13 protein-coding genes and 1 pseudogene are annotated in these 14629 nt (G+C 60.6%); 7 read left to right on the plus strand and 7 right to left on the minus strand.

Features of this window, described 5'->3' with window-relative positions; all coding sequences use genetic code 11:
- Positions 1-479: pseudogene (locus Q0L30_RS19650) on the plus strand (acetyl-coenzyme A synthetase); the annotation flags it as partial.
- A 1238-nt stretch (positions 480-1717) separates the two neighbouring features.
- Positions 1718-1921 carry a cold-shock protein gene (locus Q0L30_RS19655; protein ID WP_293040414.1) on the plus strand — a complete coding sequence of 68 codons (204 nt, stop codon included), beginning with the start codon at positions 1718-1720 and terminating at the stop codon, positions 1919-1921.
- Between the two features lie 122 nt (positions 1922-2043).
- Here Q0L30_RS19655 and Q0L30_RS19660 read toward each other — a convergent pair whose 3' ends face one another.
- The gene (locus tag Q0L30_RS19660) at positions 2044-2964 is read right to left on the minus strand and encodes a LysR substrate-binding domain-containing protein (protein WP_296660050.1); all 921 of its coding nucleotides are present in this window, start codon (positions 2962-2964) and stop codon (positions 2044-2046) included.
- A 194-nt stretch (positions 2965-3158) separates the two neighbouring features.
- Here Q0L30_RS19660 and Q0L30_RS19665 point away from each other — a divergent pair, with 194 nt between their 5' ends.
- The 5 genes from Q0L30_RS19665 to Q0L30_RS19685 all read left to right on the plus strand — a co-directional run bounded on the left by Q0L30_RS19665 (position 3159) and on the right by Q0L30_RS19685 (position 7307).
- Positions 3159-3818, plus strand: a complete 660-nt coding sequence (locus Q0L30_RS19665; RefSeq protein WP_296660052.1) for an RraA family protein — start codon at positions 3159-3161, stop codon at positions 3816-3818.
- A gap of 28 nt (positions 3819-3846) precedes the next feature.
- Entirely contained in the window at positions 3847-4527 is a 681-nt protein-coding gene (locus Q0L30_RS19670) for an RraA family protein (protein ID WP_296660054.1), read from the plus strand.
- Entirely contained in the window at positions 4527-5171 is a 645-nt protein-coding gene (locus Q0L30_RS19675; protein WP_296660056.1) for a dimethylmenaquinone methyltransferase, read from the plus strand. The genes Q0L30_RS19670 and Q0L30_RS19675 overlap by 1 nt, the downstream gene beginning before the upstream one ends.
- Positions 5172-5236: 65 nt before the next feature.
- Positions 5237-6385 (plus strand): pyridoxal phosphate-dependent aminotransferase, encoded by a 1149-nt coding sequence (locus tag Q0L30_RS19680; protein ID WP_296660280.1) that lies wholly within the window; start codon positions 5237-5239, stop codon positions 6383-6385.
- A 67-nt stretch (positions 6386-6452) separates the two neighbouring features.
- Positions 6453-7307, plus strand: coding sequence for an alpha/beta hydrolase (locus Q0L30_RS19685; protein ID WP_296660058.1), 855 nt, complete (start codon positions 6453-6455; stop codon positions 7305-7307).
- Positions 7308-7350: 43 nt separating this feature from the next.
- Here Q0L30_RS19685 and Q0L30_RS19690 read toward each other — a convergent pair whose 3' ends face one another.
- The 6 genes from Q0L30_RS19690 to Q0L30_RS19715 form a co-directional block, all read right to left on the minus strand.
- The gene (locus tag Q0L30_RS19690; RefSeq protein ID WP_296660061.1) at positions 7351-8169 is read right to left on the minus strand and encodes an FkbM family methyltransferase; all 819 of its coding nucleotides are present in this window, start codon (positions 8167-8169) and stop codon (positions 7351-7353) included.
- A gap of 295 nt (positions 8170-8464) precedes the next feature.
- Positions 8465-9505, minus strand: coding sequence for a glyceraldehyde 3-phosphate dehydrogenase NAD-binding domain-containing protein (locus Q0L30_RS19695; RefSeq protein ID WP_296660063.1), 1041 nt, complete (start codon positions 9503-9505; stop codon positions 8465-8467).
- A 119-nt stretch (positions 9506-9624) separates the two neighbouring features.
- Entirely contained in the window at positions 9625-10551 is a 927-nt protein-coding gene (gene yddG / locus Q0L30_RS19700) for an aromatic amino acid DMT transporter YddG (protein ID WP_296660066.1), read from the minus strand.
- Between the two features lie 131 nt (positions 10552-10682).
- Positions 10683-12185: an aldehyde dehydrogenase gene (locus Q0L30_RS19705; protein ID WP_296660069.1), complete on the minus strand. Its 1503-nt coding sequence runs from the start codon at positions 12183-12185 to the stop codon at positions 10683-10685.
- Entirely contained in the window at positions 12185-13093 is a 909-nt protein-coding gene (locus Q0L30_RS19710) for a dihydrodipicolinate synthase family protein (RefSeq protein ID WP_296660072.1), read from the minus strand. The genes Q0L30_RS19705 and Q0L30_RS19710 overlap by 1 nt, the downstream gene beginning before the upstream one ends.
- 90 nt (positions 13094-13183) lie before the next feature.
- The gene (locus Q0L30_RS19715; RefSeq protein WP_296660074.1) at positions 13184-14515 is read right to left on the minus strand and encodes an MFS transporter; all 1332 of its coding nucleotides are present in this window, start codon (positions 14513-14515) and stop codon (positions 13184-13186) included.
- Positions 14516-14629 lie beyond the last annotated feature (114 nt).

Raw genomic sequence — 14629 nt, forward strand, 5'->3', positions numbered from 1 at the left:
AACTGGGCGGGCGGCTCTACCTGGCGGGCGACGGCAGCGTGCGCGACAAGGAGACGGGCTACTTCACGATCATGGGCCGTATCGACGACGTGCTGAACGTCTCGGGGCACCGCCTGGGCACGATGGAGATCGAGTCGGCGCTGGTCGCGAATCCGCTGGTGGCGGAGGCTGCGGTGGTGGGCCGTCCGGACGACACGACAGGCGAAGCGGTGGTGGCGTTCGTGGTGCTCAAGGGCGCACGTCCGCACGGCGACGACGCGGTGAAACTTGCCAGCGATCTGCGTGCGTGGGTGGCCAAGGAGATCGGACCGATCGCCAAGCCGCGCGACATCCGCTTCGGCGATAACCTGCCGAAGACGCGCTCGGGCAAGATCATGCGGCGCCTGCTGCGTTCGCTCGCGAAGGGCGAGTCGATCACGCAGGACGTTTCGACGCTTGAGAATCCGGCGATCCTCGAACAGCTCGGCGAGTCACGCTGAACACGTTTCTATTGCACCATTAATGCAGGCGGGAAACACGCCCCTGGCCCGATTGTGAACCAATCGGGCCAGGGGCTTTTTCACATTGAAGCCCCGAATAAAAATCAGGCTTGAAGACCGCATGTGCTCGAAATTCGCTGGACGGATTGGGGTCGACTTCGGTGCGTTCGCATCAAACCGCTCGGCGCGCCGCTCCGGTGTCCAGTTCTCACAATGTAAAACAATGTCGCATATGCCAGAAACATCTGCCGCGACGCAACATTCCGGCATTGCGCATCGGTCAATGCAATTGCGTATTGCGAAAGGTGATATGTATGTCGTTGAATTTGCGGTGTTTTTATGAGATATCCGGGCGGCGGTTTTGCGGCCACAACCATCGCTTATCTCGATACTCTTGATACAGAGAAAAGACGCGTAGACCGGCAATATTTGAATTTGTAAGGTGTGCGCGTTTCAGTTTTTTTAAACCTGTGGAGGTACGAGATGGCGCACGTTTATATTGAGCCAATGCCGAAGGGCCAATGGGGGCCGATTGATGGGTACCGCATTGAAACTCAGGACGGTACGAAGATTTCGGGCGAACTGCTTCGCTCCGAGAGACTTGCTGTAAGCGAGGCAAGAGTGCTCGGTTATTCGCCGTTGCTTGCGACCGTTCGCATACCGGATAAGGCAATCGCTGAGCACTGGCGTCCGGCCGATAATACACCCGCATCGCTCTAACGTTCGATGCGGTCAAATAGTTGCACCCCGCGTGCTTCCCGCCTGAACAGGCGAGAAGCACGTGAAAAACCTCATGTCGACCTCACGAACCGGGTCTGGCGTGGCGAGTGATATCGCGCCACTCCGGGCGCTCGCCCGATGAGTTTTCACGTTGCACAACTTCTTGCCCAGATAAGTTGGCCCGTTATACGAACCGAAGTCGGCTCGTAGATCCGGATTGGGTATTGCCACGATTTCTCTGGAAAAAATGGCAAATGCAAACGATGGACGGTGACGATCGGGGCAGTAGATCTGAAGCCGTCGACATCTGAATTCCCGTTGGCCAGCACAGATCACAGTAAACCGTGTAAGGTTCCGCTACCCGGCCCCAAAAACAATTGTGTCAATGATATGTCGTCTCTATCAGAGAAAACGCTTATTGCCCGGGCGTGTTTGCCCGTTCATCATCGCACGTGCGATCGGCAAGTGCCGGTCGAAGTTTAACGTTCGACTTAACCGGTTTGGGAAGAGACAGAGACATGGCGACAGGTTCAGTGAAGTGGTTTAACGATGCGAAGGGTTTCGGATTCATCACGCCGGACGAAGGTGGCGACGACCTGTTTGCGCACTTCTCCGAAGTTCAGGGGAAGGGCTTCAAGTCGTTGCAGGAAAGCCAGCGTGTGAGCTTCGAGGTGAAGCAGGGGCCCAAGGGCAAGCAGGCTGCGAATATCCAGCCGCTGTAACCAGATTCGATGCTACCTGTAGCAAAGTGAATGGCCCATTGCGGGCCATTCGTTTTTTTTGGCGCAGAGACTTAAAGAATCAGGTGAGTCTCGCCAGGCGCCGTAAAAAATCGGTGCACTTTTCAGCGCGAGGCCGGTCGCCCCTTGCGTTTCTCCAGCGATGCAATCACTTCGTCGACTAGCGGGTGATGGCGCTGCGTGTTCCACAGCAAGGCGGCTGTTACCACTTCGATTTTTTCCTTCAACGGCCGCACGACGACATTTTCGGGCGCGAGCTTGCGCATCGACGACGGGACCAGCGCCACGCCCTGTCCGCACCCGACATAGGCGATCTGCGACGTAACCGAACGCACTTCATGCGTGACGCGCGGCGTCAAACCGTTTGCGCGGCAGACCGACACGAGCGTGTCGAAATACACGGGGCTGACCTGGCGCGACGACATCACAAGTTGCTCGCTGGCGAGCGACTGCAACCGTACTCTGGGCAACGCGGCCAGCGGATGGTCCTTGGGAAGCGCCACGGCAAGCCGGTCGTTGGCGAGCGGCATGGCGGCGATTCCGCCTCCCACCTCGCCGTCGATACGGACGAACGCCAGATCGAGCTCCCCCGCTTCCAGCGCCGGTATCGCATCGACGCTGTCGATTTCGTTGACGAACACGGTGAGATTCGGATGGGCCTGCCTGAGCGCGTCCAGCAATGGCGGAACGGTTTCCAGCATGGCGGAAGTAATGGCGCCTACGTGCAGCACACCGGACTGTCCCGCAGCGACCTCCCGCACCACCCGTTCGAGTCGTTCGACCTGGCCGGCGAACTGGCGCACGGCCGGCAGGATCGCCGCGCCTGCGGGGCTGAGTTGCGTACCTCGCCGGGAACGATCAAATAGCTGCACTTTCAGCGACTGCTCAAGCACCTTGATCTGCTCGGTCAAGGGTGGTTGAGACATGTTCAGACGCCTGGCCGCCCGGCCGAAATGCTGCTCCTCGGCGACGGCCAGAAACATCCAGAGCTGCCGGATTAGCCTGAAGTCGATCGTATTGTTCATGTCGGTCCTGTCTCCTTGCGGATTGAAGCTGATGCGGGCGCTCGCCGCAATCGGCCGCCATTATCGCGGTCGCAATCATCGCGCTCCGCGTTTTCTGTGTTCCGAAAATCGTATCAGAGCGATACGAAATGCGAAATTTACAGAACAGACCGCCGGGGCCACGATTGCCACACCTTTCAACGGACCTCAGCGTCATGAACCAGACTTCGCTTCTTGATCGCCTCGCATCGCTCGACACCAATACGGCTTCCGACGCCCTCGATTTTCTCGGCCTGCCCGGCGCGACCTATGGTCTTCGCCCTCTCTGGAATTGCCCGAAGATCGTCGGGCGGGCAAGCACGATCCAGCTTGGCCCAAAAACCGATACCGCGCCAACTGTGCACCTCATTTCGCCGGTGATTGACGCAGTTTCCACGGATGATCGTGTGCTAGTGATCGCGGGCGGGGTGGAGGGTATCTCGTGCTGGGGCGACATCCTCGCCAATGCAGCAACGGCCAGACGGATTCGCGGCTCGATCATCGACGGCTTGAGCCGCGATATCGAAGGCAGCGAGTCGATCGGCTATCCGGTCTACGGCCGTGGCGTCACGATGATCAGCGCGCGCAACCGCGTGATCCAGATCGATTCGGGCAAGCCCGTCGAGATCGCGGGCGTCACCGTGCACGAGAACGACTACGTGATCGCCGATCGCTGTGGGACGGTTTTCGTCCCCGCAGATCATATCGAAGCTGTGCTCGATCTGGGCGAGCGCATTGCGCGCCGCCAGGACGGCATGCTGGCCGCCGTGCGCGCAGGCCGATCGGTGGCGGAAGTCATGCACGACAAAGCGTTCGAAGCCATTGCGGCCCGGTAACCGGATTATTTCCTCAGGAATGCAGCATATGACGAATCCTCTCAAGCCGAACGCGGATGACCGGGAACTGGTCGAGCTCTTCGCGGGCCTCGATACACCGGGTGTTTCCGACGCGATGGACAAGCTGGGTCTTCACGGGCAAGTGCGGGGCATCATGCCGCTGGCCGACTACACGAAGGTCGTCGTCGGCCCGGCGTTTACCGTCAAATATGTGCCCGCGAGCGTGCCGCCGGGTACCGTAGGCGATTTCATCGACGATGTGGCGCCAGGCGATGTCGTTGTGATCGACAACGATGGCCGCACCGACTGCACTGTATGGGGCGACATCATGACCGAATACGCCGGGCTGCGCGGCATCGCGGGCACGGTGATCGATGGCGTCTGCCGCGACGTGAACAAGGCGCTGGGGGATGGCTATCAGCTCTTCACAGCCGGGAGATTCATGCGCACCGGGAAGGACCGCGTGCAGGTCGAGTCGGTGAATGCCGTGGTGGGCATCGGCACCGTGCGCGTGGCGGCACGCGACATCGTGGTGGCGGACGCGAATGGCGTCGTCATCGTGCCGCGTGCTCGCGCGCGTGAAGTGGCGCAGACCGCCCGCAAGATCGAAGAGACCGAATCGCGCATTCGCGACCAGATCGCAAAAGGTAAAACGCTCGGCGAGGCGCGGGCTTCACTCGGTTATCACACGCTACAAAGGAAAGGCTGATGTCCACGATCAAGCTCTATGCCGCAGCGCTGCTGGAGCTCGCGCGCGGGCTCGGCACCTCTACGCTCTTCGAAGCCTCCGGATTGCCGACCAGTTCGGTCGATCCCGCCATCCGCACGGTGTGGCCGGGTGCATCCGTTGCGGGGCCCGCGTTTCCCCTCGAATGTTCGCCCGGTGACAATCTGGCCATCCATGTCGCGATGGAGAAAGCGCCGCGCGGCAGCGTGCTCGTCATTTCGACGGGCGGCTTCGTTGCGGGCTATTGGGGCGAGGTCCTCACGGTTGCGGCCGAAACAGCCGGCGTGGCCGGTCTTGTCATTGACGGCGGCGTTCGGGATATCGCCGCGTTGACGGCACGGCGCTTTCCGGTATTCGCGCGCGGCATCTCGATGCGCGGCACGATCAAGGCGAGCGTTCCTTCCGTTGGGCAGCCGATCAGTTTCACCGGCACGCCGGTAACGGCAGGGGATCTCGTGCTGGCGGACGACGACGGCGTGCTGGTCATCCCGGCCGCGCATGTTCATGCGACGCTGACGAAAGGGCAGGCACGCGCCGCCAAGGAAGCCGGAATCATGGAGCGCCTGCGGGAGGGCCGGACCACGCTGGACCTGTTCGGTCTCTCGCAGTGGAGGGATGCGTCGTGAGCGTATCGAACATCGAACTCAATCGCTTCCTCGCCGCGGCAAAACCTTCCGCAACCTATAAGGTCATGGACCGCGTGGCTGCAAGGCGTGCGTCCGGCGCCACCGTGATTTCGCTGAGTGCGGGCGAGCCGGACTTCGACACGCCGGAACATGTGCGCGAAGCCGGCATCGCCGCCATTCGGGCCGGTCACACCCGCTACACGCAGGTCGCGGGGCTGAGGCAACTGCGTGAAGCCATCGCGGCCAAATTCCAGCGTGAAAACGACCTGGAGGTGGATTGGCGAGACACGCTCGTTTGCAGCGGCGGCAAGCAGGTGATTTTCAATGCACTGGCCGCGACCCTGAACGAGGGCGACGAAGTCGTTGTGCCCGCACCGTATTGGGTGAGCTATCCGGAGATCGTGCAGCTTTGCGGCGGCAAGTCTGTGATCGTTCCGGGCGGCAGTGAGAGCGGCTTCAAGCTCACTGCACCGGCACTTCAAGCCGCCATCACGCCGAAGACACGCTGGCTGATTCTCAATTCGCCGTCGAATCCCACCGGGGCGGTTTACAGCCGTGCCGAACTTCACGCGCTGGCCGAGGTGCTGCTTGCGCATCCGCAGGTGCTGGTGTTGTCCGACGACATCTACGAGCACCTGATCTTCGATGATCTGGAGTTCGTCACGATCGCCCAGGTGGAGCCGAGACTGCGCGAGCGCGTGCTCACGATGAACGGCGTCTCCAAGGCCTACGCGATGACCGGCTGGCGCATCGGCTATTGCACGGGGCCGGGCTGGCTGATCGAGGCGATGGAGAAGCTGCAGGGCCAACAGACTTCCGGCGCCTCGACGATCTCGCAGCATGCGGCTCTCGCCGCACTCACTGGGCCGCAGGATTTCGTTCGGGAGTCTCGGGCTGTGTTCCAGCGTCGGCGCGATCGGGTGCACGAACTGCTCAACCAGGCTCCGGGGCTGCACTGCGCCATGCCGCAAGGCGCGTTCTACGCTTTTGCTTCGTGCGAAGGGTTGATCGGCAAGATAACGCCCGCCGGTACGCGCCTCGACAGCGACGAGGCCGTGGTCAATGCATTGCTCGACGAAGCGGGTGTGGCAACCGTGCACGGCAGCGCGTTCGGCCTCGGGCCGTACATTCGTGTCGCGTATGCGCTGGATGATGTGTCGTTGTCGCGCGCTTGCATCGCAATTCAGCGCTTCTGCCGAACGTTGATGGGGTGAGCGTTTCCGGTGCCTCGCCCGTGTGTCGGCGGCCTCGATTTTCCATCATCGGCGCAGGAGCGAATTAATGTCTATCCTGGATCTGAAAACCATGCTTCAAGAATTTACGCGTTCGGCGTTCTCGCTTGCGGTCGATGGCACAGCCATGAGTGTTTCAGCCATCCATCGCGACGGCGAGAAGGCGCCGATCGTTTTTCTTCACGGATTTGGATCTACGAAAGAGGACTATGCCGATATCGTTCGTTACGCTGAATTCGCGGGCCATCCCTTCCTTGCGTATGACGCACCGGGCTGCGGAGAGACCGTCTGCTCCGATCTGACGAACATAGGCATTCCGTTTCTGCTGGAAACGGCCCTTGAAATGCTGCAGCGCGTCGGTTTTGCCAGGTTTCACCTGGTCGGGCACTCGATGGGCGGATTGACGGCATTGATGCTGGCGCAACGATACCCGGAGCGGGTCATCAGTTTTGTCGACATCGAAGGAAATATTGCGCCCGAGGACTGCTTTCTCAGTAGACAGATCGTCGACCACCCGCGCGAGAACGCCGAACAATTCTTCGAAGACTTTATCGAGCGAACCCGGGAAGCGCCCGCCTGGGCGAGCGCGCTGTATGCCGCGAGCCTGCGTCACAAGGTGCGGGCAGGAGCGGTAGGCGGGATATTCAGATCGATGGTCGAGCTTTCCGACCACGGCGACCTCATGAACACGTTTCTTGGTCTTCCGCTTCCACGAATGTTCATGTATGGCGCGCAGAACGCGTCGCTTTCATACCTGAACTACATCCGCGAGCGAGGTGTGACACTGGCCGAAATCCCCGATTGCGGGCACTTTCCGATGTATTCGAATCCCGTGCGGATGTGGCGCGCGATTGCAGCGTTCCATCGGGCTCATCGTGAATGCGATGCCTCAGGCTCGGCATAGTTACGCAGCTATGTACGAATGCTGCAGGCGCCTTCGCATTAGCTCAATTCAGGTATGTCACCCCATCACGATGGCTTAGGTGATGCAGCACGGGATCTTCCGCGTGGACCGCGACAAGATTTATCCCGGCGGGAAAATGGCGATATCCCAGCTCGCCGAGCAATTCCTCTATCGCGACCTGATCGGACTTGATCACCTCGACTGAAAGTATCGGCCGGAGAGTTTGCAGCGTTTTTCGAGCGCCACGTAGCACGTCCATTTCCATACCTTCAACGTCGAGTTTGATGAGATCGACGCGTTCGAGATTCAGCGAATCGATACTCACCATGGGAACTGCGACTCCGCTTGATGGGGTGTATGAAATGCGCTGGCCGATGTCTTCGGTGTTTGCACGCTCACGCAATTCGAGGCTGCCGAAGCTGGCATGAGAAAAATAATCTGGCTGTGGAACGATCAACTCACCGACTCGCTCACCCAGCGCGCTGAGCTTCGCCCGTGCGTTCAGGCAGTTATTGATGACGATGTTGCCCGCTAGCGCATAGAAGACGATCTCCTGGGCCTCGAAGCTGAGTACACGTCCCCAGCCATGCATTTGCCGCGCCCATTCGATCGTGTGCACGCCAATGTTGGCCCCGCCATCGATTGCGACTACGCCATCGCCGAAATACTGGCGTCGCCGGGCGAGCAGCCCAAGCATGAAACCGACTTCACCCGCGTCGAAGCTCGACTGATCCAGTATCTGATACCCGACACCGTAGACGCCTCCGGAGCTGGAGATGTTGTAGTCGTTGCGATTGAGGATCATGGTGCCGTGATTCGAAGCGGCGAGTATGAACGCGACAGGACGGCTTGGGACTGACATGGAGAGGTGTCCTTTTCGGGCTGGTAGAACCTCAACGCGACGCGGCTGCGTGCTTCTGAAACGGAAGAAATTGCATGTGAGCCGGGATTTCCGATGTTCAGGCGCTCGATGGACCAGGCAGTCTTCAGGATGAAACCATGTCCGGGGCAGTCGGGCCGGTGGAGCGCCTGATGGCACATCTGAACCGACTTTAACCCAGCTATAAAAACAGATTAATGAGGATGACTATATTTATGCCCGATAGTTAAACCAGACCCGCCGGGCGGATCTGGTAGAGCGGTTCCGGAATCCGGCGTCAGGCGGCCACGAGCCAATGCCGCGTCGTATCCAGCAAGCGATTCACAAACCCCCACTCATTGTCGAACCACAGCATCAGATTTACCAGACGACCACCGCTGACATGCGTCTGCGCGCCGTCGACAATTGCAGAATGCGGATCGTGATTGAAGTCGATCGAAGCATGCGGGTCGTCCGACCAGGCGATGAGTCCGGCGTAGGGTCCGGCCGCTGCGCTTTTCAGCAATTCGTTGATGCTTGCAGCGCTCACGTCGCGTCCTACCGACAAGACCATGTCGATCGAAGACACATTGTGGGTTGGCACGCGGATCGCCTTGGCATGCACGCGGCCCTTGAGTTCGGGAAGCAGGCGCTCCACGCCGCGCGCAAGTCCAGTCGAAACGGGGACGATCGACTGCATTGCCGAACGTGTCCTGCGCAGATCGGAATGGTGATAGCCGTCGATCAGCGGCTGGTCATTCATGACCGAATGCAGCGTCGTGAGCTGCACCTGTTCGATATTCAACTCGCGGTGCAGGAGCGAAAGAACCGGCACGGCCGCGTTGGTCGTGCACGATGCGTTCGACACGAGCCGCTCCTTGCCCGAAAGAAGGCTGTGATTCGTCCCGAATACAACCGTTGCGTCGACATCCGCGGCACTGTCACCCGGATGCGAGAGCAGCAGTCGCGCGCAGCCCGCGTCGAGAAAACGCGTCAGCGAAGCCCGATCGCCGTAACGGCCGGAACACTCGACGAGCAGATCGATCTCGAGCCCTCTCCAGTCGACGCCTTCGGGTGTGGTCTCATGGAATATCGGGATTGCTTCGCCCTCGATAAGCAATGTGCCTTCTCCAACCTCGACTTTCCCCGGGAAACGCCCATGGGTGGAATCGAAGCGCGTCAGGTAAGCCATGCTCGAGAGGTCGGCCGGTTCATTGATGGCCGAAATTCTGAAGGCGTCACGGAAGTCCGACTCATGGATTGCCCGCAGGAAGCAACGGCCGACGCGGCCGTATCCGTTGATTGCAATACGCAGCGGTGCGGGGAGCGTGTCAGGCACAGCGTGATTCCTTCAAAAGATGGAAACCGTATTCTATCGCGCGTATTTGAAGTCGAAAGCGTTCGTTCTTTTCCGCGCACGTCGGCATAACCCGGGAAAGGGAAAGAAGAGCAGTCGCATCAGGCGCGCTCTTTCGCCTGAGCAGGGGTTGCCATTCTCGCTTGCCGGTTGCGCGTGGCGAGCCAGCACAGGATCGAACCGCCACACACCATTAACGCGCCTTGCCAGAACTGGACCGATAAGGGCGCGTGGAGCAGGGTGGCGGCGAACGCTGCCGAAAGCACGGGAATGAAATACGACGCTCCGGCAAGCACGGTGACATTGCCATGCAGGATTCCCACGTTCCATGCGGCGTAGCCGAAGCCCATCGCGGAGGCGGCCAGCACGAGATAGATGAGTGCATGGAGGCTGAATGCCATCGCACCGCCACCTTCGACGAGATATTTGCCCCACAGCACAACAGAAACCAGCATGAAGAACAGCGTGACACCGTTCTTGCCGCGGGCAATACGCGCCGTCACGGTGCAATAAGCCGCCCAGATCAACGCTCCGAAAAACGCCAGACCGTAGCTCAATGGGTTGTCTTTGACGTTCGCCAGCATGCCCGGCAGATCCAGCCCCTTTTCTCCACCCAAAACCCAGCAAATGCCGAGCATCGAAAGCAGAAAACCCGGTACGACCAGCAGGTTCGCCCTCTGTTTGTTGAACAGAATGGCCGAGACCAGTGTGAAGGTCGGCCACAGGTAATTGACCATCCCGACTTCGATGGCCTGTCTGCCGGTGTGGGCATAGCCGATGGATAGTGACAGGCACAGTTCGTACGCGACAAAAAGCAGGCTGCCCCACACAAGGTAGCTTCGCGGAAACTCACGGAGCCTCGGGAAACCGACCGAGAAGAACAGAAACACCGAGGCCACCGAATACATCATCGCCGCGCCGCCGGTGGCGCCGAGACTTTCGCTGACACCCCGAATGAGGGCGACGATGGACGCCCACAACAGGACCGCAATCAGCCCGATGAGCGTTGCCTGCTTTTTGCTCTTCATACTCGTCAATCGCTTTAGATGATTCGATGCCGCGGCGAGGTTCCGTCGCGCTGTTCCGCCGCGGCAAGGTTAAACTGCCGGCCGTGACTGCCACGCCGGATCGCGCGGTGCGGCAATGTGGTGCGGGGAGCCTACGCGGTGCTCGCGGGTACGTCAATCCAGATGGTTTTCATCTCGGTGTATTGATCGTGCGCCCAGACGGATTTGTCGCGGCCGCCAAACCCGGACTGCTTGTAGCCTCCAAATGGCGTCGTGATGTCGCCCTCGCCAAAACAGTTGACGGTGACGACGCCCGCGCGGATTTCACGCGACAAGCGAATGGCGTGGTTCAGGTTGCTCGTATAGACGGAGGCGGCGAGTCCATACACCGAATCGTTCGCCAGTGCGACGGCTTCATCGATGCCGGTGAACGTCGTCACAGAAAGGACCGGGCCGAATATCTCTTCCTGGAACAAGCGGTTTTGCGGGTCCACGCCGTCCACCACCGTCGGCTCGACGAAAATGCCGCTCTTTGTCTCGCCGCCGAAAGCCACGCGCAGGCGCTCCGCTTTTGCGTGCTCGAGATACGATCGCACCTTTTCGAAGTGCGCCTTGCTGACCATCGAGCCGATGCGGTGTGCCGGATCGAGCGGATCGCCCATTTTCCATTCGCGCATGTGCACGCCGATACGCTGCAGCAATGCGTCCTTGATATCGGCATGAACGATCAGACGCGACGACGCCGAGCAGTTCTCGCCCATGTTCCAGAACGCGCCATTCACGACATGCTGCGCGACCGCGTCGAGATCCTCGACATCGCGCAGTACGACGGCGGGATTCTTGCCGCCGCACTCGAGCACCACGCGTTTGAGGTTGGAATCGGCGGCATATCGGAGGAACCGGCGGCCGGTTTCCGTCGAGCCGGTGAAGCTGACCATATCGACATCCCCGTGCCTGCCCAGCGGCTCGCCGACTTCTTTTCCGCCGCCCGGCAAAACATTGAAGACACCGGCCGGCACGCCCGCTTCGTGAGCCAGTTCTGCAACACGCAGGGCAGTCAGCGAGGTTTCCTTCGCGGGCTTCACGATGATCGAGCACCCGGCCGCGAGCGATGGGCCAATCTTCCACGCAAGCATCAACAGCGGAAAATTCCAGGGCAGCACGAGGCCGACCACGCCAACGGGCTCGCGCACGACGAGAGCGAGCGCGCTCGCGCCTGTGGGGGCCGCGTTGTCGTAGATCTTGTCGATCAGTTCGGCGTGCCAGCGGATTGTGTGAATCGCCTCCGGAATGTCCGTGTTCTGGCATTCGCGAATCGGCTTGCCGCTGTCGAGGCTCTCCATCGTGGCGAGTTCGTGCGCGTGCTGCTCCAGCCTGTCGGCAAACTGCAGCAGGATGGCCTTTCGGCGCGAAGGCGCGAGATTGCGCCAGCGTCCGTCCTCGAATGCAGTCCTTGCGCGCGCAACGGCAATATCGACATCGGCGGCATTGCAGGCCGCAATTTTCCCGAGCGCTTCGTCTGTCGCCGGGTTAATCGTTGTGAAGGTGTCGCCGGAACGCGAAGGCTGGAACGCGCCGTCGATGAACGCCTGGGTGGGCAGCCGCAATTCCGCGGCAATCGCCGCGTACTCCGGAGCAGTGAGAAGTTGAGCCATCAGGATTTGCCCCCGGCGACCGATGCGACATTACGCTTGAGTTCGGCAACGATGCTTTGGAGCCGCTCCTTTTCCTGCGTGTCGAGTCCTTGCAGGGGCGCGCGCACGCCGCCAGCACGCAGGCCCGCAATCTCGCAGCCATACTTGATGGCCTGAACGAACTTGCCTTCTTCGAGGAAGTCCATGAGCGGCAGCATCGCGGACATGATGCGGCGGCCCTTGTCGAAATCCTTCTGAACCGCGCACGCCTCGTATAGCGCGATGTGCTCGGCGGGCAGGAAGTTCGAGCCCGCGCATACCCAGCTGCGTGCGCCCCAGGCGAAGAACTCCAGCGCCTGATCGTCCCAGCCGCACGACACGCTGAGACTCGGGAACTCGCGCGCGAGCATGTGCAGTTGCGCCGTCTGGCCGGAGCTTTCCTTGATCGCCACGAAGTTCTTCGACGCCTTCAGCACGGTATCGAAGAACTCACGGCCCATTGAGACGCTCATGCGGCCGGGGTAGTTGTAGAGCATGATGGGCAGGCCCGCCGCACGATCGACGGCCAGCGCGTGCACGGCGTTTTCCTGCTGCGTGGGCAGCGCATAGGGCGGCGAGCCGACCAGGATCGCGTCTGCCCCGATGGCCTTCGCCGCTTTCGCGTATTCGACGGAATCCTCGGTGCGGACCGCGCCAGTGCCGATGATGAGCGGCAAACGCGAGCCGATCACTTCCTTCGCCCAGGCGCCCAGCTCGAAACGCTCCTGCGCGCTCTGCGCGTAGTATTCGCCGGTCGAGCCGCCGATGATGATGCCGTGGACCCGGGCCGCGATCAGCGATTCGAGCACCTCGGCGAATGCCGTCTTGTCGATTTGCCCTTCGGCGTTCAAGGGCGTGATGGCGGGGGTGTAGATGCCTTCAAACTTCATGATGTTCTTCCAGAGAGAGCGGGTGTTTTTGACGCAAGGTGTGCCGCTGCCGTCATTGACGGCAGCACGCAGGTAGTGGGTTTCAGGGTTTCAGTGATTCAGCGAGGCCGCTTCCTGCAGGCTCAGCGAACGCGTTTCTGGCGCGAGAGCGAGCGAGGCTGCGAGGCCGATGAACGAGACGGCCGCCGCTGCGTACATGGTGTTGCCGATGCCGACGGTCTGGAGGGCGATGGGTACCGCCCACGTTCCGATTGCGGCGCCGATTCGCGAAAGCGAGGCGCCCATGCCGACGGCGAATGCACGGATATCGGTCGGGAAAATTTCATTCGGGTACACGAGCTGCAGCACCTGCGCGCCGCCGATCAGCACCGCATAGGCGCCGAACAGCACCAGAATCAATACGGCCGGGCCATTCGAGCACGCGCCCAGCGCCAGCAACGCAAGACCCGACCACAGGAAGCTGTGAATCACCATCGCGCGGCGGCCCAGTTCGTTGATGATGCGCGTGGCGATGATGCAGCCCACGACGAAGAGCAACGTGATCGCGACAGAGCCGAGCGATTCCCACTTGCCTGTCAAGTGAAGTGCCTCGAGCACACGCGGCGCGAAGGAATAGACCGCGAAGACCGGGATCACGGAGCAGCTCCAGAACACTGAAACAAAGAGCATGCGTTTGCCGTAGCCGGAATGCAGGAGCGACCAGAGCGAGATTTTCTTTTCGGTTTGTTCTTCGGGCAGATTTTTCAGCGAAAACGACGGGCCATAAACCTTTTTGATGATGGCTTCTGCATCGGCGGTGCGGCCTTTGCTGATCAGCCAGCGCGGCGATTCGGGGGTGCCGATACGCACGACAAACAGCACGATACCGATGACGGCGGGGCTCGCGAGCACCCAGCGCCATCCATCTTGCGCACCGCTGCTCAAGATGAGGTTGCCGACGATATAGGCGAGCGCCGCACCGAGGAACCAGATAATCGTGAGCAGGGCGAGGCGCGGGCCGCGATATTTGCGGGGCATGAATTCGACGAGGAGCGAACCGGCCACCGGATATTCGATGCCCACGCCGATGCCAATGAGGAAGCGCAAAACGAAGAGCGCTTCGCCCGATTGAACCCAGAGTTGCGCGAGCGAGCACGCGAAGAAGATGACGGGCCCGAAAAAGTAGGGCTTTTGACGCCCCATACGGTCGGACAGCCAGCCCCCGAGGAACCCGCCAAAGAAAATGCCGATCAGCGCCGACGCGGCAACCATGCCTTCCCAGAAACTCGTGAGGCCGAGCGCGGCGGAAAACTGCACCATCGCCACGCCGATAATGCTGAGCACGTAGCCGTCCATGAGCCAGCCGCCGCTCGAACGAATGGTGAGCAACTGGTGAAAGCCATTGAGCGGCACGTCCTCAATAGTCAATTGATTCTGCGACATCGTCTGTCTCCTTCCATGTAATTGGGCGCAACACGTCCTGGCGAGCGCCATGGGTGTTGTGTCTGCATCCCTTGTGTACGTTGCTTCGGCCGATCTGCTGATGCGCTACGCCGA

The sequence above is a fragment of the Paraburkholderia sp. genome (assembly GCF_024281035.1).
In the GTDB taxonomy this organism is placed as follows: domain Bacteria; phylum Pseudomonadota; class Gammaproteobacteria; order Burkholderiales; family Burkholderiaceae; genus Paraburkholderia.

Excerpts from the sequence above, each read along its gene's own strand:
- Q0L30_RS19655 (WP_293040414.1), top strand. The coding sequence starts at position 1,718 with ATGGCGACAGGTTCAGTGAAGTGGTTTAACGATGCGAAGGGTTTCGGA.
- yddG (WP_296660066.1), bottom strand. The coding sequence starts at position 10,551 with ATGAAGAGCAAAAAGCAGGCAACGCTCATCGGGCTGATTGCGGTCCTG.
- Q0L30_RS19660 (WP_296660050.1), bottom strand. The coding sequence starts at position 2,964 with ATGAACAATACGATCGACTTCAGGCTAATCCGGCAGCTCTGGATGTTT.
- Q0L30_RS19705 (WP_296660069.1), bottom strand. The coding sequence starts at position 12,185 with ATGGCTCAACTTCTCACTGCTCCGGAGTACGCGGCGATTGCCGCGGAA.
- Q0L30_RS19665 (WP_296660052.1), top strand. The coding sequence starts at position 3,159 with ATGAACCAGACTTCGCTTCTTGATCGCCTCGCATCGCTCGACACCAAT.
- Q0L30_RS19685 (WP_296660058.1), top strand. The coding sequence starts at position 6,453 with ATGTCTATCCTGGATCTGAAAACCATGCTTCAAGAATTTACGCGTTCG.
- Q0L30_RS19715 (WP_296660074.1), bottom strand. The coding sequence starts at position 14,515 with ATGTCGCAGAATCAATTGACTATTGAGGACGTGCCGCTCAATGGCTTT.
- Q0L30_RS19690 (WP_296660061.1), bottom strand. The coding sequence starts at position 8,169 with ATGTCAGTCCCAAGCCGTCCTGTCGCGTTCATACTCGCCGCTTCGAAT.
- Q0L30_RS19710 (WP_296660072.1), bottom strand. The coding sequence starts at position 13,093 with ATGAAGTTTGAAGGCATCTACACCCCCGCCATCACGCCCTTGAACGCC.
- Q0L30_RS19670 (WP_296660054.1), top strand. The coding sequence starts at position 3,847 with ATGACGAATCCTCTCAAGCCGAACGCGGATGACCGGGAACTGGTCGAG.
- Q0L30_RS19675 (WP_296660056.1), top strand. The coding sequence starts at position 4,527 with ATGTCCACGATCAAGCTCTATGCCGCAGCGCTGCTGGAGCTCGCGCGC.
- Q0L30_RS19680 (WP_296660280.1), top strand. The coding sequence starts at position 5,237 with ATGGACCGCGTGGCTGCAAGGCGTGCGTCCGGCGCCACCGTGATTTCG.